Consider the following 18,996-nt stretch of genomic DNA (forward strand, 5'->3'; position numbering starts at 1 on the left):
ATGAGCCATAACGAACATCATACCGTTGACAATTCACTTGCCGGAAAAGTAAGGTCAGAAACAGACGTTTCAGCTCCACGCTGCTACCAGTGCGGCAAATGCTCTGCCGGCTGCCCCATGGCAGTGGAAATGGATCTTACTCCAAGCATGGTTTTGCGCAAACTGCAAACGGGAAATATTCAGGATGAAGACGATATTCTCCGTTCTATGTCCATCTGGTATTGCCTGAACTGTGAAACCTGTATTGCCCGCTGTCCGCAGGAAGTAGATATTCCGGTTATGATGGATTATTTGCGGTCACTTTCTATTAAAGAAGGTAAAGTGAATCCAAAAGCGAAGAAGATTCTTGCCTTTCATAAATCATTTCTCGATTCTATTAAACTGACCGGAAAGCTTAGCGAAATAGTACTGGTAGCCGATTACAAACTCCGCACTTTGGCGCTCACACAAGACCTGAACAATATGCCGGGCATGATAGCCAAAGGCAAGCTGCACTTCATCCCCGAAAGAGTTAAAGGCATCAAAGCCATTAAAAATATCTTCAAAAATACCATTGATAAAAAGGAGAAACAAAAATGAGAATAGGTTTTTATCCGGGGTGCTCACTTACAGGTTCCTCGCGTGAATACAATGAATCCGTCAAGGCAATTGCTAAGGCTTTCAACATAACCTTCACGACGATTCCGGACTGGAATTGCTGTGGCGCTACAGCAGCACATAATCTTGACAAGATGTTATCGCTGTCGTTGCCTGCCCGTATTATTGCGCTGGCTGAAAAGGAAGGACTTACTGAAGTGGTTGTGCCCTGCGCTGCCTGTTACAACAGGCTTGAATCAACACGTTCGCATTTGGCCGAAAATCCAACGCTCCGCGCACAGGTGGCGGCAAATCTGGATATCGAATATCACGGCAACGTTAAAATTCTCAATGTAATTCAGTTCATTGAAAAATATATTACCCGGGATATTCATTACAAAATTCAACGAAATTTTTTCCAAAAAGTAGCATGTTACTACGGCTGTCTGCTTGTCAGACCGAGCAAAGTAGTAGGTTTCGACCGTGAAGAAGATCCCCAATCTATGGATAAGGTAATGAAATTGCTGGGCGCAGAATCAATAGACTGGGCTTTTAAAACAGAATGCTGCGGCGCCGGATTTTCAATTTCAAAAACACAAACCGTAGCGCGCCTCTCAGGAAATATTCTTGAAGATGCCGTGCTTCGTGGCGCAGAAGCGGTAATTGTAGCATGTCCCATGTGTCATTCTAATCTGGATATGCGCAGACCTGAGATTAATAATGCACTTAAAGAAAAAACTAACATTCCTGTATTGTACATCACACAGGCAATCGGCCTTGCCATCGGTATCGATGAGCATACACTGGGCCTGCACAGGCACTTTGTGCAAGTGAATACAAAAACGGTTACTATAGCTGACAGGGCTCACGTAATGGTGGAACCAACAAGCAAGGAGAACTAATATGGCACGAATAGGAGTATTTATCTGCCACTGCGGCGAGAATATTGCAGCTACGGTCGATTGTCCGGGAACGGCTGCAGAAATCGCAAAGATACCGGGGGTTGCGTTGAGCATCGACTACAAATACATGTGCTCTGATCCCGGTCAAACGCTGATAAAAGACGCAATCAGGGAACATCGGCTCACCGGAATTGTGGTGGGCGCCTGCTCACCGCGAATGCATGAGCCTACCTTTCGCAAAGCCGCAGAAGAAGCCGGACTGAATCCGTTTCTGGTGGAGATGGCAAACCTGCGCGAACATTGCTCATGGGTCCACGAAAAAAATGAAGCCACTACACAAAAAGCAGTTGACCTTGTAAGAACGCTGGTTGAAAAAGTAAAACTCAACGAATCGCTGCAGCACATCAAAGTGCCGGTTACAAGAACCGCCCTTGTTGTGGGTGGTGGTGTTGCGGGAATTCAGTGCGCTCTCGACATTGCCAACGCGGGCCATAAAGTAATTATGGTAGAACGTGAACCTTCAATCGGAGGTCATATGTCGCAATTATCCGAGACCTTCCCAACGCTCGACTGTTCACAGTGTATTCTTACCCCACGCATGGTAGAAGTGGCGCAGAACCCTAATATCACACTTTATACGTATGCCGAAATTGAAAAACTCGACGGATTCATCGGGAATTTCAAAGCTACTATACGCAAAAAATCAAGAAGTCTTGACGAGCATCTTTGCAATGGTTGCGGCCTTTGCACAACCAAATGTCCGAAAAATAAAATCCCTTCAGAATTTGAGCAAGGTCTTGGAAACCGCACCGCTATTTATGTTCCGTTTCCCCAGGCAGTTCCTAACAAACCCGTCATTGATAAATTAAACTGCACCTATTACACCTCAGGAAAATGCAAGGTTTGCGAAAAAGTGTGTCCCACTAAGGCAATACGGTTTGATCAGCCTGATGAAGTTTTTGAAGTGGCTGTAGGAGCCGTTGTGCTTGCCACAGGCTTCGACATTCTTAAAACAAAGTCGTTTCCGGAATACGGCTATGACAAGCACCCTGACATCATCGACGGCCTGCAGTTTGAGCGACTTGCGTCTGCATCAGGACCAACAGGTGGCGTAATCAGGCGTACATCCGATGGTGAAATTCCAAAATCAATAGTTTTTGTTGCATGTGCCGGCTCTCGAGACGCAGCCAAAGGAAGACCTTATTGTTCCAAGATTTGCTGCATGTACACTGCCAAGCATGCCATGCTTTACAAACATAAGGTGCATGAAGGAAAAGCCACCGTATTCTATATGGACATCCGTGCAGCAGGAAAAAATTACGATGAATTTACACGCCGTGCAATCGAAGAAGACGGTGCACAATATATTCGAGGACGCGTTTCACGCATCTACGAGCGCAACGGAAAGCTCATTGTTTGTGGTGCCGATACACTGATGGGCGGCCGTCCTGTAGAGATTGAAGCAGACATGGTCGTGCTTGCATCGGCAGCAATAGCAAGTCCGGGCAGCGAAGAGCTCGCTCAGAAAATGCACGTTTCGTATGACCAGTACAAGTTCTTTGCTGAAGCGCATCCGAAGTTAAAACCTGTAGAAACCAATACTGCCGGCATTTTCCTCGCAGGAGCCTGTCAGGCGCCCAAAGATATTCCCGAATCAGTTTCGGCAGCTTCAGGTGCAGCAAGCAAAGTGATAGGACTGTTCTCAAACGAAGAACTGACAAGAGATCCGCTGATTGCATATATTAACAAAAGTGCGCCGCCAATCTATTCCACCTGCGTGGGATGCTTCCTTTGTGAAACGGTATGCCCGTATAATGCGATTAGTCATGAAGAAATTCTTAACAGAAATGGTGAAGTGATTAAAACCATCGCATCCATCAATCCCGGACTGTGTCAGGGTTGCGGAACATGCGTTGCGCTGTGCCGCACCAAATCCATTGATATTCGCGGGTATTCGAACAAGCAGGTTTACAGTGAAGTTGTTGCATTGCTAAATGAAATTTAATAATCAGATGGAACCTTTTGAACCAAAAGTAGTGGCCTTTGTCTGCAACTGGTGTACCTACGCCGGCGCGGATCTCACAGGCACAAGCCGAATAAAATATGCCCCTAATGTAAAGATAATACGCTTCCCGTGTACAGGTCGTATTGATTTTATGCTGCTGCTGAAATGCTTTAGCAACGGGGCCGATGGCATTATTGTTTCAGGCTGTCATCCGAACGATTGTCATTACACCTCAGGAAATTTTCATGCACGCCGCCGCTGGATGGTCTTTCGGTCATTGCTTGATTTTATGGGCATAGATACCCGTCGAATCGTGTTTTCATGGGTTTCGGCCGCTGAAGGCGCACGATGGGCAGAAATCGTTAACGCTACCGTATCAGATATTCGCAAACTTGGACCCTATACCGAATATCAAAAAATTGCTTCCCAGTATTCTGAAGTGAAGGAGGACATTCATGAGTAATATTAATGAAATATCAAAAGCGCTGATATCTGCCGGAGAGGCTGATGTCATTATAGGATATGAAAAAGGCTCTGCAGACAAGGTGCGGGCTGCATTCATCACCAGTGCTGAAAGTTGTGATAAACTGATTTTTGACGAACGCTGTAACGCAAACCTGGCAGTGTACCTGACCAAAAAAGAGCTGAAGAAGTTTGGAAAAAAAGCAATTGTGGTAAGAATGCCGGGATTAAAAAGCATTATTGCGCTTATCGCGGAAAAACAGCTTAAAGCAGATGAAATCATTGCCATCGCAGCTAAAGCAAATGATGAATTTTCCGTGTTGAAAAGTACGGATGAGATGCTTGCCTTCATTCATGTTCCTGATGAAAAAAAGGATATCAATGAGCTGGTAGAGAAAATTGAAAAAATGAGTGTTGAAGAACGCTGGTATTACTGGCAGGATCAGTTCTCCAAGTGCTTTAAATGCTACGCATGCCGCGCTGCCTGTCCGCTATGCTATTGCGGTCGCTGCACGGTTGATATCAACCAGCCTCAATGGATAAGTGTACCATCTTCAAAAACAGGAAACCTTGAATGGCACATCATGCGAGCCATGCACCTGGCAGGAAGATGCATCAACTGCAATGCTTGTGCTGATGCTTGTCCTCAGGGAATTCCTTTGCAGATACTTACGCAGAAATTATCAAATGAGATTTTCAAAGAATTCCATTATGAGGCCGGTACAAGCGCCGAACAGCGCTATGCTTTGTCCGATTTCAACACCGGCGACAAAGAGAACTTTATAAAATAATTGATTGTTATTGGTTGAAAACAGAATCTCAATAAATGGAAACTAAACAATATTATATTCCGGAAGAAAATCTCCAAAAGCTCGTCAACAGCCTTATTGAAAAAGGTGCTGATGTTTTGGCGCCTGTTCGCGACGATGCCGGAAAAGTGAATTTTAATAAAGTTACTGATGCCGCACTCTGCGATATTCACTACGTGCAGTCAGTGTTTTCGGCTAAGCTTGCCGCATTCCCTCCCGTCGAAAAACTATTTGAATACACCATTAACAAAGACGGGCAAAAGATAACGGATTCAATTCCAACGGATATTCCTGAAACAGTACTTTTTGCAACGCATCCCTGTGATGCTGCGGCATTCAGTGTACTCAAAGCCGTGTTCACCTGGGATACGGTGGACGCTCATTTCATGGAACGTTACAATAAACTGACTGTAATCAGCATGGCATGTACAACCGGAGATGCACACTGCTTCTGCACTTCCGTAGGTTCTTCGCCCGATGCTACGGCCGGCAGCGACATCATGCTCACCACACTCGAAGGCGGCGGTTATATTGCGGATATCCTTACGGAAAAAGGCGTTTCAATCTTCGAACGCAATAAAGAATTATTTACTGATTACGATGGAAAAGGAAATAAAATAGTGGCATCCATCGAAAAGAAATTTGAATTATCGGAATTGCAACAGAATCTGGAAGGTGCTTTTGAAAATCCGGTCTGGGCCGAACAGGCCATGCGCTGCCTGGGTTGCGGCGCCTGTGCTTATGTTTGCCCAACCTGCTCCTGCTACGATATCCAGGATGAAGGAACAGCATACAAAGGTAAGCGCCTCAGATGCTGGGACACCTGTGCCCTCAGTAATTTCACCATGCATACTTCAGGTCACAACCCACGCGAGGGACAGCCCGAACGCTGGCGCCAGCGCATACTTCACAAATTCGCTTACCAGCCTGAACGACTTTCTATTCTGGGCTGTGTAGGTTGCGGACGCTGCTCACGCGGTTGTCCCGCAGATATGAATATTGTTGAACATTTACAGATTATAACACAGAAATAACCATGTCAGAGAACATATACAAACCTTACCTGATGCGCATCGAGAAAGTAATCGATGAAGCTCCCGATGTAAAAACGCTCAGGTTGCAGTTTACCGACGAAACAGAAAAGAACAATTTTGTCTTCAGGTCAGGCCAGTTTGCAGAATACTCGGTTTTTGGGGAGGGGGAATGCACCTTTTGTATTGCATCACCCCCTACCCGACCTGATTCCATTGAATGCACGTTTCGCAAGGCAGGCAAAGTAACGGCGGCGCTTGCTGCTCTTGAAGAAGGCGAAGTGATAGGCTTCCGGGGTCCCTATGGAAATGTGTTTCCTGTTGATGAATGGAAAGGAAAGAACCTCCTGTTCATCGCAGGAGGTATCGCGCTTCCTCCCATGCGCTGCGTCATCTGGGATTGCCTGGACCGTCGTGACGATTATAAAGATGTGACGATTTTATACGGAGCCCGTTCTGTTGAAGATCTGGTGTATAAGAATGAACTGGCCGACTGGCAGGCGCGTCCCGATGTTAAGCTCATTACCACTGTTGACCCCGGCGGCGAAAACGCTGACTGGAAGGGCGAAGTAGGGTTTGTTCCCACAGTTCTTGAAAAAGCCGCGCCTTCATCTGAAAATACCATCGCTATTGTTTGCGGCCCGCCCGTAATGATTAAATATACTTTTCCGGTTCTGGAGAAATTAGGATTTACAGACGATATCATCTATACAACACTTGAAAACCGCATGAAATGCGGATTTGGGAAATGCGGCCGCTGCAATGTGGGAAAAGTCTTCGTTTGTAAAGACGGCCCTGTGTTCACACTGAAGCAACTTAAAGAACTACCTGCAGAATATTAAACAATTAGAAATTGATAATTATTAATTATTAATTGTTACCTATCTTGAGTATTTGTAGAACGCCTGGCAGGCGCCTTCGCTGGAAACCATGCAGGCACCGATAGGATTGGTTGGCGTACAAACTTTCCCGAACAATTTGCATTCTTTAGGATTTTTCAAACCTTTAAGTATCTCACCACATATACATCCTTTGGGTTCTTCGGGTTCGGGAACAACAATGGGAATAGCCTGTTCCGCATCATACATTTTGTATTTTTCGCGCGGCGCCATGCCACTCAGGGGTATCACGCCAAGCCCGCGCCACCAGTCGTCGCGCAGCGTGAACACTTCATTCAGCAGTGCCTGTGCTTTCAGGTTTCCTTCTGCTTTCACAACACGCGAATACTGATTCTCAACTTTCGCTTCGCCTCGCTCATACTGCGTTACAAGCATCAGCACCGACTGTAAAATATCAACGGGTTCAAATCCTGAGATTACACAACCAAGATTGTACTGCGCTGCAATGGGCTCGTAGATGGCACTTCCCGTGATGGTGCTCACGTGCCCCGGACAAATATATCCGTTGATTGTCACGCCCTCATCAATCAGGGCAGCCATAGCGGGCGGCATAATCTTATGCGAACTGAACAAAAAGAAATTCGGCACCTTCTGAGAATAAGCATTGGCAACAGCAGCAGCACTTGTAGGCGACGTCGTTTCAAAACCTATACCCAAAAAAATTACTTTCTTCTGGGGATTTTGCTTTGCAATATCAATGGCTGTAAGCGGTGAATATACAATACGCACATCAGCTCCCGCAGCCTTTTCCTTTTCCAGTGATGATACAGAACCCGGCACGCGAATCAGATCACCAAAGGTTGTAATAATCACATCGTCCATGCGGCTGTAGGCAACCGCCGTGTCAATAAATTTGCGGCTCGATACACATACAGGACATCCGGGACCTGAAACAAGTTTGATATTTTCAGGAAGCAATGACGGCAATCCGAATTTCTGAATAGACATGGTATGACCGCCACACACTTCCATCAGTGATATTTCTTTCTTAGAAACAGCCTTAATACTCTTTACAAGCTGCTCTACAATTGCTTTATCGCGATACTCGTCAATATATTTCACAATGAATAATTAATAATTAATAATGCCTGTCCGCGTATGGCGGGGATAATTACAAATAAAAAGCTAACGAACTTGCTCTGAATGCTCTCACTTTTCACTATTAATTCTTCACTCTTCACTTTCCGCAAGTCCGGCTTCGCCCAGTTCTTTCAGCCATTTCATATTCTCCTCGGCTTCTTCTTTACTGAGGCGTTCAATGGCAAATCCAGAATGTAACAGTACAAACTCCCCTATTTTAGGGTCTTCGAGTAATTGAAGGCAAGCCTGAACCATGGTTCCACCCACGCTCACTTTGGCCATATCGCCGTCAATGGAAATTATTTCTGCAGGAATACTTAAGCACATAAAAATTAGTTTATAAAGTTCATAAAGTCTAAAGTCAAAAGTCCATAAAGTCAAAAGTCTGTAAAGTTCAAAAAGCTGCAGCGAAGCGGAAGTCCGACCACTGGCGGATTAAAAGTCTTTAAAGGCCCTGCCCGCCTGCGGCGGTAAAAGTCCACAAAGGTGCTAACGTCTAATAGAGTACAAAGATACAGGTAAATCTTAATTTATTTAAGTTATGTCTCGACTTTGGCACACTCAAAATACCTGATTCAATTACTTCAAAGTTTTAATTAATGCGGAAATCATCTTTGAAACAATCAGTATCTCTGTTAACATTCCTTCGACTTGAATATCTCCAAAATATTTGAGATTTCGGGCGAGATAAAGCATACTTCTCACTTCACCGGCACTTCCTTTTGCAATAAAAAGAAAATGTCTGAATTCATTATCTGTCCTTCTTTCAAACCCTTCAGCTATATTATTACTAACTGAAATAATTGCTCGTCTAATCTGGTCAGAAAAGCCAAAATCCTTTAAATCTCTGGTAATATCATAAACCTGCAAGGCTAATATCTGCGACTTTTGCCAGGCCACAATATCCTCGAATTTGTCAATTTTCATAAAACCAATTTTTTATTACAAAACTATTGATTTCTTTTGACTTTCGACTTTCAGACTTTACAGACTTTCCGACTTTACAGACTTTACAGACTTTCCGACTTTACAAACTTCCGTGCAGCCACCGCCAACTGCCCCAGTGCTATTCCGCCATCATTCGAAGGAACCAGCGTTTGTGTGAAAACTTCGAATCCGGCATCTGTTAGCACCTTCTCGGCATTCTCCAGCAAATATCTGTTTTGAAAGACTCCACCGGACATTACAACCTTATTTATCTGAAATGATGTCCTCGCCTTTTCGGCGATAGTCTGAATGATGTTAACAATAGTATTGTGAAATTTCGCGGCAATTATTCCGGAATCTGTAAGGCGTAAAACATCCTCAACAATACTTTTGATTGTATCATCAAAACAGATATTTTCATTTTTTACCGAGTGTGGATAGAACTCAGAAACACCCATTTTTATAGCTGCTTCGAGCCGCATGGGTGCTTCAGCTTCGAAATTATTGCGCGTACAAATGCCCGTCAGCGCGGAAACCGCGTCAAACAGCCGTCCGGCGCTGGATGTGAGTGGTGTATTGATATTTTTATCGATTGCCTGAACCAGTAATTTTACTTTATCAGGTGAAATCTGCGTGAATAGTGGCAGCTTCAATTCCGCGAAAGACGGACCATACACTTTATAAAGGTACGAAACCGCCATCCTCCAGGCTTCCTCTGACGCCTTATCACCACCCGGAACAGGCACATATTCAAAATGATATATCCGCTTATAACGTTCAAAATCGCAGATAAAAAACTCTCCGCCCCAGGTGTTGCCATCATCGCCATAACCTGTTCCGTCGAAGCTGATGCCGATTACATTTTCATCAAGACCATGTTCGGCCATGCACGACGCAACGTGTGCATGATGATGCTGTACGCTGATAACCGGCACGTTAAGTTTCTCTGCAAAGCGTGTTGACAGATAATCGGGATGCAAATCAGCCACTATTACCGAGGGTTTTAAACGGAATAATTTCAGAAATTGGGTCGCCGTCTGCGTATAGAAATCATACGTACTGATATTCTTTAAATCACCAATATGCTGACTCAGAATAGCTTGTCGGCCTTTACCGATACAGAAACAATTTTTCAGCTCAGCTCCAGCTGCGAAAATCCCTTCTGCATTGAAATTAAGAAGGACCGGATTTGGGACATATCCACGTGATCGTCTGATTATCCGCTCTTTGCCACCCGAAACAAAAACAACAGAATCATCCGTACGATTATAAATATCGCGGTTGTACAGAAGCAGCGCGTCTGATATGGGTGCAAGTTTCCCTATAGCAAGCTGATTATCAATCACAATTGGCTCATCTGAAATATTACCGCTGGTAAGCACGATGGCATTTGTTTGCAATTTTTCAAAAAGCAAATGATGAAAGGGCAGGTACGGAAGCATAACCCCTAAGGTTTTCAATCCGTTACTTACCTCATCAGGGATTGCAAAATCAGTTTTCAATTTCAAAATTACAATGGGTCGCCGCCATGACAGCAAGGTATGTTCCTCATCTTCGTTAATATAGGCAACTTCTTTGAGGAGTTGGATGTTACGAAACATGATGGCAAGCGGTTTGCTTTCGCGATGCTTAAGATCGCGCAAACGCCTTACAGCCGTAGCATTCAGCGCGTCGCAGGCAAGATGAAATCCACCAAGACCTTTCATGGCAAGTACCTGACCTTCGTCAATCAATGCGGCACAAAAATCGCAGATTTCCTTGAACTTATTAAGTTTATCACCCTGATAGTGAAGCTCATACTCAGGCCCACAATGATTGCACGCAATGGGTTGAGCATGAAAACGGCGGTCCATAATATTGGTATATTCCTGATGGCAGGTATTGCACATCATGAACTTATCCATCGTCGTCTTGTCCCGGTCATACGGAAGGTCCTGAATAATGGTGAAACGCGGGCCGCAATTTGTGCAGTTAATGAACGGATAATCAATACGGTGTTCCTGAATTTTCATATCCGTAAGACAATCATTACACACTGCAATATCAGGGCTTATCTCAGTAATTTCTTCAGAGATATTCTCACTTTTAACAATTGAAAAATCCGCAAATCCTTGCCAGTCAACTTCTGCAAGTTGCAAACTGCGTATTGAAGACGCAGGAGGCGCTTCATTTTTCAATGCTAAAACAAAGTCATCAATTTGATTTTCAGAACCTTCAATCCGAATTTTAACACCATCATTCCGGTTTTCCACTGTGCCATTCAAACCCAATACAGCCGCAATGCGGTACACGAAAGGTCTAAAACCCACGCCCTGCACTAAACCTGTAACAAATATCTCAACTGATTTCTTCAAGGTCAAAAATTCTTCTGATTTGTGGAATCTATTTGAATGAATTTATTTTTGCAAAATTATGTCATTCGAACGTGAAAATTAGAATGTTTCTTTATTGTGAAAAAAATAACGGTCGGCATTTGAAAAATCAATTTTTTAATTACTTTTGCTTGCTCCATCTAAAAAAACATCCTGAATTATAGACATTATCAAGATAAAATAAAATTCTGCAAACTAAATTATATAACAAAAAAAGAAGGCAAAAATGAGCAAATTTCCGTTACAGGACATCAGTCATGAATCAGATCTGGACAAAGACTTCGGAAAGCTGATCGCGAAAAATGCCCACGGTGAAAAATTGTTCGGCTGTATCCAATGCGGCAACTGCAGCGCAGCATGCCCATTAAGCATTTACATGGATTACACACCGCGCAAGGTTATTGCTATGGTAAGGGCAGGTTTCAAAAAGGAAGTACTGTCAAACAACACTGTTTGGCTGTGTGCGTCCTGCTACAACTGCACCGTGGAATGCCCTAAAGGCATAAAAATCACGGAGGTAATGTACGCTATAAAAAGAGAAGCCATCAAGAACAAGGCTTACCCAAAGAACTTCCCGATTCCCATCATGGCAAGTACTTTTTTCAAAGAGGTAAAATCACGTGGCCGAATCAACGAATTGTATCTGCTGCTTAAATATTACATGCGGTACAACATCTTTAAAAGCATCGGTTATGCATCACTCGGAATTAAACTATTTATGACCGGGCGCATCCTTCCTTTCGAAAAAGGAACCAAGAATAAAGAACAACTGAAACGCATCGTTTGCAGTAAAGAAATTTAATAAAACGAACAGGAGAAAAATATATGAATTATCTATATTACCCGGGATGTTCGCTTAAATCATCCGGCAGAGGATACGAAGAATCCCTGCTCGCGGTATTCAAAAAACTGCAGGTACCCGTTGAAGAAATTGACGACTGGAACTGCTGCGGTGCCACAAATTATATGTCCATAGACGAGTGTGATGCCATCAGCCTTACCGCCCGCAATTTAGCAATAGCAGAAAATCAAGGTGACGCCGATCTTATTGCCCCTTGCGCTGCTTGTTACATGGGACTGCTGAAGACAAAGAATTACATCAATACCGACCCGAATGTGAAAGCCAAGGTTGAGCAAGACATGACCAACATGGGAATGGCCTTTGCCAACAAATCAAATGTAAGACATCCGCTTGATGTTTTCATCAACGATATTGGACTGAACACACTCAAGAATGCTGTTGAATTTCCGCTCAAAGGCATCAAAGTTGCCAGTTATTACGGCTGTCAGCTTATTCGCCCATACGCTACATTCGACGATCAGCGCGACCCTCACACCATGGACGATATTGTTCAGGCTATGGGTGGTGAAGCTATTGACTGGCCATTGAAAACCCGTTGCTGCAGCGGCGCCATGACGAGCACCATTTCAGACATCGGCATGAGGATGAATTTTTTGTTGATGAAAGAAGCCAAAACGCGCGGTGCCGATGTTATCATAACCGCATGCCCGCTCTGCCAGTTCAATCTTGAATGTTTTCAGGGCAAAATATCAAAAATGTTTGGCGAAGATGTTCGCATTCCGGTCATGTATTTTTCTCAGCTTATGGGAATGGCACTTGGTCTGAACAACAAGGCACTTGGCCTGCAGCGTTCACTTTCACCTGAATTAAGTTTTGCTAAATAACGCGGGAGGAAAAAGAATGAAACAGAAAGAAGAAATCAGGATAGGATATTACGTGTGCCACTGCGGCCATAATATCGCCGGAACCGTTGATGTTACAGCGGTTGCTGAATATGTCGCGAAGCTCCCCAACGTGGTTGTTTCAAAGGACTATAAATATATGTGTTCCGACCCTGGACAGGAACTGATCCAGAAAGACATCAAAGAACTTAAGCTGAACCGCATCGTAGTTGCATCATGCTCACCGCTGCTGCACGAACCTACTTTCCGCGGTGCTACTGCAAAAGCAGGGCTGAACCAGTTCTTTATGCAGATGGTCAACATCCGCGAAAATACTTCATGGGTTCATGAAGATAAAGACCTCGCAACACTCAAGGCTAAAGACCTGTCACGCGCGGCCGTTCACCGTGTGGCTTTCCACAAAGCACTCGACAAGAAAAAAGTTCCCGTTAATCCCGACGCCCTCATAGTGGGTGGCGGTATTGCCGGTATCCATGCGGCTCTTACAATGGCTAACGCCGGTAAAAAAGTGTATCTGGTTGAGAAAGATCCTACCATTGGCGGTTATATGGCCAAATTCGATAAGACCTTCCCGACACTCGACTGCGCTGCATGTATCTTGACACCAAAAATGTCATCGGTTCTCAAACACCCCAATATCACACTCTGGACATGGTCAGAAGTTTCGAATGTTGAAGGATTCGTTGGGAATTATAAAGTAACCGTGACCAAAAAGCCGCGGTATATTATCGAAGACCTTTGTGTGGGTTGTCTTGCTTGCATCGACGCATGCATATATAAAGAAGGTAAATTCCCGGATGAATTTAATATGGGGCTTTCAAAACGCAAACCCGTTTATATTCCATTTGCTCAGGCAACACCACAGGTAGTATTGATTGACGACAAAACCTGCATCCATTTTAAAACAGGCAAATGCTCACAGGGTTGCGCCAAAGCCTGCGACCGCAACGCTTTTGATTTTAACCAGAAACCCGAAGTAATAGATATCAATGTAGGTACCATCATCCTGTCAACAGGATTCGAACCGGTGAACCCTGCAAAAACATCGAACTACGGTTACGGAAAATATCCCAATGTATTTACTTCACTCGAAGTAGAGCGTCTTGTAAATGCTTCCGGTCCGACTGAAGGACACGTTGTATTGCGTGATGGGGTTACCAAACCTAAAAGCGTTGGTATTATTCACTGCGTGGGCTCACGTGATGAAAAAACCAACAAATGGTGTTCGAGGGTTTGCTGCATGTATTCACTGAAACTTGCCCACCTTCTTAAGGAACATACCGGCGCAGAGGTGTATAATTTCTATATTGATATGCGCACACCGGGTAAAGGCTATGAAGAATTTTATGATAAATTGCTGCAGGAAGGCGTTCAGTTCATTCGCGGCCGTGTATCGGATGTGAACGACTGGGCAACAACTGAAGAAGAAAAAGGCAAACTCATTATCCGTGCCGAAGATACGCTGATTGGCGTTGTACGCAGAATACCGGTTGATATGGTAGTTCTTTCCGTCGGCCTTGAGCCGGCCAAAGATGCCGATTCAATACGGAAAATGTTCAGCATTTCATGTTCTTCCGAAGGTTTCTTCCTCGAAAGGCATCCGAAACTTGCTCCGGTGAGCACATTTACCGATGGCGTTTTCATTGCAGGTGCATGCCAGGGACCGAAAGACATCCCCGACAGTGTTGCTCAGGCAGGCGCTGCCGCGGCTGAAGCACTCGCACTCATCGACTCAGGTTTTGTGGAATTGGAACCCAATACAGCACAGATTACTGAGGAAAGATGCTGCGGATGTCAGGTATGTGTGAACATGTGCCCATATACGGCCATTTCATTCAATGCAGAAAAAGGAAAATCATTCATCAATGAAGCGTTATGTAAAGGGTGCGGTACCTGCGTGGCATCATGCGGTTCCAACGCCATTTTCCAGAACCTGTTTGATGATGAGGAAATCATGAGCGAGATTGACGGTATTTTAATTGATTAGAAAAACAAAAATATAATATATGCAACCGACAGAAAATAACATGGAACAATGGACACCACGAATAGTTGCCTTCTTCTGCAACTGGTGTACCTACACTGCTTCTGACCTTGCCGGCGTATCCAGGATGAGATATGCGCCCAGTACCCGCGTTGTTCGCGTGATGTGCTCAGGCCGTATCGACCCTGAATTCATCATGGAAGCCTTTGCCAAAGGAGCCGATGGTGTGCTCATTGGCGGATGCCACCCCGGTGACTGCCACTACGCTGAAGGCAATTATAAATGCCTCAGGCGATTCAAACTGATGCAGAAATACATTGCTCAGATGGGTATCGACAACTCAAGGCTTCGCCTTGAATGGATCAGCGCCAGCGAAGGCAAACGCCTTCAGGAAGTGGTTAATGAAATGACCGCAACACTGAAGGAACTTGGTCCGTCAACGATCAAAGAAGTGGTTCAAACTCTTGATAAATAAGGAGGATAAGAAATGGAAAACGAAAAACCAAAACTGAAATTAGCCATATATTGGGGCGCTGCCTGCGGCGGTTGCTGTGTTTCGGTCCTCGACGTTCATGAAAAATTATTTGACGTAGTTGCCAATGCCGATCTGGTATTCTGGCCTATTGCGCTCGATATTAAATACAAGGACGTGGAAGAAATGGCCGATCAGCACATCGATGTTACACTGTTCAACGGCGCTGTCCGTAACAGTGAAAACGAACACATGGCCAAACTGCTTCGTCAGAAATCAAAAATTTTAATTGCTTACGGTTCGTGTGCACATATGGGCGGTATCCCCGGACTTGCCAACTTCTCAACAAAAGAAGACCTGATGCGCCGTGTTTATGAAGAAAGCGAATCAACTGAAAATCCCGGAAAAATCAGACCTCAGCCCGAAAATGATGTACCCGAAGGTCATCTTCATATTCCTCATTTCTATGAAGATGTAATGACACTCGGCCAGATTGTTGATGTTGATTATTACCTTCCGGGATGCCCGCCTCAGACAGAACGTCTGGTGGAAGTATTCATGGCCGTTGTTACCGGCGCCGAACTGCCTCCGAAAGGATCGGTTATTGGTGGTGGCGAACGCGTACAGTGCGACGATTGCAAACGCAAGAAATCAGAAAAAAAAGGAATCAAGAAATTCTTCCGCCCCTGGGAAGTTACCGACGATGGTGAGACCTGTCTTAACGAACAGGGCATACTGTGCATGGGACCTGCAACCCGCAGCGGATGCGGCGTACGCTGCATAGAAGGCAATGCACCCTGCCGCGGATGCTACGGACCGCTTGATAATATTCCCGATCCCGGAGCCAAAATGATGTCGGCCATCGCTTCAATGATGGAAGGCCGCGAGGAAGAAGAGATCGACAAAGCATTGGAATCAGTTATTGACCCTGCCGGCACATTCTACAGGTTCAGCCTGCCCGGCTCAATATTAAGGAGGAAACAGAAATGAAACACTATTGCATAGACCCGGTTACCCGTCTTGAAGGACACGGCAAAATTGATATCTTCTGCAACGACGACGGAGATGTTGAGAATGTATACTTTCAGGTCCCCGAATTAAGGGGTTTTGAAAAATTCCTTGAAGGACGCGCTATTGAGGACGTTTCACAAATTGTAACCAAAATTTGCGGCGTATGTCCCGGATGCCACCACATGGCAGCCGGCAAGGCTGCTGATGCCGTTTTTGGTGTTCAGCCCACTCCTACCGCAAAAATGATCAGGGAATTGTTCTATATGGCACACTTTGTTCACAGCCATATTGCGCATTTCTATGCTCTGGGTGCTCCCGATTTCGTAGTCGGACCGCAGGCAAGCAAAGCAGAACGTAACGTACTTGGCGTAATTGCCAAGGTAGGTAAAGAAATAGGCACCGAAGTGCTCAAACAAAGAAGAATTGCTCAGGAAATACAGGCATTGCTTGGCGGACATCAGACACATGTTGTTATGAATGTTCCGGGTGGAGTGCGTAAAGGCCTGAAAGAAGAGCAGCGCAAAGACATCCTTGAAAAAGCAAAAGGCTTCGTTGAATTCTCCAAATTCTCCATGAAAGTTTTCAATGATATCGTGCTGGCGAATAAAGATTATGTTGACATCATCGTAAATGGACCGTATTCTCTGAAGATTCACTCCATGGGTCTGGTAGATGAGAATAACAAAGTAAATTTCTATGATGGCAAAGTGCGCGTGGTTGATACCGCCGGCAAAGAAATGTTTAAGTATGAGCCTAAGGATTACCGCGAATATGTAAGTGAGCGCGTAGAGCCATGGAGCTATCTCAAATTCCCCTATCTGAAAAAAGTAGGCTGGAAAGGCTTTGTAGAAGGTCAGGATTCAGGCGTATATCATGCAACACCTCTTTCACGACTCAATGCCGCCGATGGTATGGCAACTCCTGTTGCACAGGAAGAATATGAAAGAATGTTCGCAACCCTTGGCGGAAAGCCGGTAAATAACACACTGGCCATGCACTGGGCTCGCCTCATTGAGCTGATTTATTCAGCCGAAAGAGCCGTTGAGCTGGTAAGTATGCCTGAGATTTGCAGTGACGACCTTCGTGCCAAAATATTCAATACGCCTACCGAAGGTGTTGGTACTGTTGAAGCACAACGCGGAACGCTCACCCATCATTACTGGACCGACGCAAACGGTATGGTAACAAAAGCCAACCTCATTGTTGGAACTACCAATAATAATGCGCCTATTTGCATGTCTATCAAAAAGGCAGCGCAGGGCTTTATTAAAAAAGGTGTTGTTGTTGATGATGGCATTCTGAACCTGGTTGAGATGGCATTCCGTGCCTACGACCCGTGTTTCTCATGTGCCACGCACAGCCTTCCGGGCAAGATGCCGATGATTGTTAACTTCCGCAACATGGACGGGACTATCACCCGTGAAGTTCGCAGGGATTAACAGAACATACAGTAACAGTAAAAGCCGCTTCAGAAATGAGCGGCTTTTTTTATAATCCGGGTAACACCTTTTTAATAAAATCCAATAGACAGTAGCACCATACATTTTCGCGCTGCCGGTAAGGATCTCCGAAGGGAATAATTACAAAGTTCCTGGGGGTTTTCAGGTCATCAATGCTCTGATAAAAACCCTTTGCAATACTCGGTGCCAGTGACATTTTAATTTCAATGGCGGCCACCGGTCTTGTCCCTTTTACAAGAAGTAAATCAATCTCAGCACCTTGGTGCGTGCGGTAATAGTACAGGTCAATATGCGGCTTTTTTGCGTACCGTATCTGTTCAATCACATAACCTTCCCACGATAGTCCTGCAATAGGGTGTCCAAGTAAATCATCATAATCAGCAATCCGGTTCAGATAATGCAGAATGCCGGTATCATTGAGGTACAGCTTGGGCGATTTTACCAGACGCTTATTCAGGTTTGATGCCCATGGCATCAAGCGTGTAACCAGAAATGCGCCTTCCATATAGTACAAATAGCGGTTCACTGTAGGAATAGAGATTCCCAATGAACGTGCATACATTTCTTTATTCCAAAGGCCACCGTTATTTGCTGCGAGCATCTGCCAGTAGTTCCGGATAATATGTGATGAGAATCCGGTACCGAACAGCTCAGGCATTTCATGTTCAATATAGGTTTTGGTAAAATCAGCAAACCATTTTGTACGTTTTTCCCGGTTCGTTGCCGTAAGTGGCAACGGGAAGCCCCCTCTGATCCAATGTTCAATGATGGATATTCCGGAATCGGCCGCTTCAGAAATGGTAATACCCGGCAGCTCAACAAAAGCAATTCTTCCTGTAAGTGATTCTGAAACTCCTTTTACAAGAAACGGACTCGAAGAACCAAGTATCAGAAAACGCCCGTTGCGGCGCTTATCATCAATTAAAGCCCTGAGCAAAGGATATAGCTGTGGCATTCGCTGAATTTCGTCAATGATAATGAGTTTATCTGAATGAGCTTTCAGGTAAAGTTCAGCATCAGCATTCAGGCGCTGCCAGTGCGAAGGGTATTCCAGATCAAGATAAATACACTTGTTACGTCGCTGCTTCATAATGGTTTTGGCAAGCGTGGTTTTGCCGCTTTGCCGTGCTCCCAGTATGGCAACACATGGAAATTCCTTCAGCCATTTGGATATTTCCTTTATGGTATTTCGTGGAATCATGCCACAAAGATAATCATTTTTCCATGAAAATCGCTATGCGCACATACTTTTTTTCATGGTTTATTTATTTTTTTATCCATGAAAATCGCTATGTTGACTTA

18 protein-coding genes are annotated in these 18,996 nt (G+C 44.7%); 13 read left to right on the plus strand and 5 right to left on the minus strand.

Going from position 1 to position 18,996, the window contains the following annotated elements:
• Genes WCM76_05990 through WCM76_06020 form a run of 7 tightly spaced genes read left to right on the plus strand, consistent with a single transcriptional unit; the run spans window position 1 to window position 6,627 of the window.
• Window positions 1–579, plus strand: a complete 579-nt coding sequence (locus WCM76_05990; GenBank protein ID MEI6765173.1) for a 4Fe-4S dicluster domain-containing protein — start codon at window positions 1–3, stop codon at window positions 577–579.
• The gene (locus WCM76_05995; GenBank protein ID MEI6765174.1) at window positions 576–1,478 is read left to right on the plus strand and encodes a CoB--CoM heterodisulfide reductase iron-sulfur subunit B family protein; all 903 of its coding nucleotides are present in this window, start codon (window positions 576–578) and stop codon (window positions 1,476–1,478) included. The genes WCM76_05990 and WCM76_05995 overlap by 4 nt, the downstream gene beginning before the upstream one ends.
• Before the next feature lies 1 nt (window position 1,479).
• Complete coding sequence (locus WCM76_06000; protein ID MEI6765175.1) at window positions 1,480–3,483, plus strand: CoB--CoM heterodisulfide reductase iron-sulfur subunit A family protein; 2,004 nt, start codon at window positions 1,480–1,482, stop codon at window positions 3,481–3,483.
• A gap of 7 nt (window positions 3,484–3,490) precedes the next feature.
• Window positions 3,491–3,946, plus strand: a complete 456-nt coding sequence (locus WCM76_06005) for a hydrogenase iron-sulfur subunit (GenBank protein ID MEI6765176.1) — start codon at window positions 3,491–3,493, stop codon at window positions 3,944–3,946.
• A complete protein-coding gene (locus WCM76_06010) occupies window positions 3,939–4,736 on the plus strand; it encodes a hypothetical protein (protein ID MEI6765177.1) in 798 nt (265 codons plus the stop codon). Before WCM76_06005 ends, WCM76_06010 begins: the two co-directional genes overlap by 8 nt.
• Before the next feature lie 35 nt (window positions 4,737–4,771).
• Window positions 4,772–5,788 carry a 4Fe-4S dicluster domain-containing protein gene (locus tag WCM76_06015; protein ID MEI6765178.1) on the plus strand — a complete coding sequence of 339 codons (1,017 nt, stop codon included), beginning with the start codon at window positions 4,772–4,774 and terminating at the stop codon, window positions 5,786–5,788.
• A gap of 2 nt (window positions 5,789–5,790) precedes the next feature.
• Window positions 5,791–6,627: an FAD/NAD(P)-binding protein gene (locus WCM76_06020; protein ID MEI6765179.1), complete on the plus strand. Its 837-nt coding sequence runs from the start codon at window positions 5,791–5,793 to the stop codon at window positions 6,625–6,627.
• Between the two features lie 39 nt (window positions 6,628–6,666).
• On the opposite strand, the gene hypD is transcribed toward WCM76_06020, so the two are convergent.
• The 4 genes from hypD to hypF form a co-directional block, all read right to left on the minus strand.
• Window positions 6,667–7,746 carry a hydrogenase formation protein HypD gene (gene hypD / locus WCM76_06025; protein MEI6765180.1) on the minus strand — a complete coding sequence of 360 codons (1,080 nt, stop codon included), beginning with the start codon at window positions 7,744–7,746 and terminating at the stop codon, window positions 6,667–6,669.
• A gap of 108 nt (window positions 7,747–7,854) precedes the next feature.
• The gene (locus WCM76_06030) at window positions 7,855–8,091 is read right to left on the minus strand and encodes a HypC/HybG/HupF family hydrogenase formation chaperone (GenBank protein ID MEI6765181.1); all 237 of its coding nucleotides are present in this window, start codon (window positions 8,089–8,091) and stop codon (window positions 7,855–7,857) included.
• A 252-nt stretch (window positions 8,092–8,343) separates the two neighbouring features.
• A complete protein-coding gene (locus tag WCM76_06035) occupies window positions 8,344–8,691 on the minus strand; it encodes a four helix bundle protein (protein ID MEI6765182.1) in 348 nt (115 codons plus the stop codon).
• Between the two features lie 83 nt (window positions 8,692–8,774).
• Window positions 8,775–11,045 carry a carbamoyltransferase HypF gene (gene hypF / locus WCM76_06040; GenBank protein MEI6765183.1) on the minus strand — a complete coding sequence of 757 codons (2,271 nt, stop codon included), beginning with the start codon at window positions 11,043–11,045 and terminating at the stop codon, window positions 8,775–8,777.
• A 244-nt stretch (window positions 11,046–11,289) separates the two neighbouring features.
• On the opposite strand from hypF, the gene WCM76_06045 reads away from it, so the two are divergent.
• From WCM76_06045 to WCM76_06070, 6 genes are read left to right on the plus strand one after another with little or no spacing between them, the layout of a single operon-like run.
• A complete protein-coding gene (locus WCM76_06045; protein ID MEI6765184.1) occupies window positions 11,290–11,865 on the plus strand; it encodes a 4Fe-4S dicluster domain-containing protein in 576 nt (191 codons plus the stop codon).
• Between the two features lie 23 nt (window positions 11,866–11,888).
• Entirely contained in the window at window positions 11,889–12,749 is an 861-nt protein-coding gene (locus tag WCM76_06050; GenBank protein MEI6765185.1) for a CoB--CoM heterodisulfide reductase iron-sulfur subunit B family protein, read from the plus strand.
• A 16-nt stretch (window positions 12,750–12,765) separates the two neighbouring features.
• Window positions 12,766–14,754, plus strand: coding sequence for a CoB--CoM heterodisulfide reductase iron-sulfur subunit A family protein (locus WCM76_06055; protein MEI6765186.1), 1,989 nt, complete (start codon window positions 12,766–12,768; stop codon window positions 14,752–14,754).
• Between the two features lie 19 nt (window positions 14,755–14,773).
• Window positions 14,774–15,226 carry a hydrogenase iron-sulfur subunit gene (locus WCM76_06060; GenBank protein MEI6765187.1) on the plus strand — a complete coding sequence of 151 codons (453 nt, stop codon included), beginning with the start codon at window positions 14,774–14,776 and terminating at the stop codon, window positions 15,224–15,226.
• Between the two features lie 12 nt (window positions 15,227–15,238).
• Window positions 15,239–16,213, plus strand: coding sequence for an oxidoreductase (locus WCM76_06065; GenBank protein MEI6765188.1), 975 nt, complete (start codon window positions 15,239–15,241; stop codon window positions 16,211–16,213).
• Window positions 16,210–17,673, plus strand: coding sequence for a Ni/Fe hydrogenase subunit alpha (locus WCM76_06070; protein MEI6765189.1), 1,464 nt, complete (start codon window positions 16,210–16,212; stop codon window positions 17,671–17,673). The genes WCM76_06065 and WCM76_06070 overlap by 4 nt, the downstream gene beginning before the upstream one ends.
• A 49-nt stretch (window positions 17,674–17,722) precedes the next feature.
• Here the strand turns inward: WCM76_06070 and WCM76_06075 are convergent, their stop codons facing one another.
• On the minus strand, window positions 17,723–18,895 hold the full coding sequence (locus tag WCM76_06075) for an ATP-binding protein (protein ID MEI6765190.1): 1,173 nt from the start codon (window positions 18,893–18,895) through the stop codon (window positions 17,723–17,725).
• Between the last annotated feature and the right edge of the window lie 101 nt (window positions 18,896–18,996).

The sequence above is a fragment of the Bacteroidota bacterium genome, from assembly GCA_037133915.1.
Lineage (GTDB): Bacteria > Bacteroidota > Bacteroidia > Bacteroidales > CAIWKO01 > JBAXND01.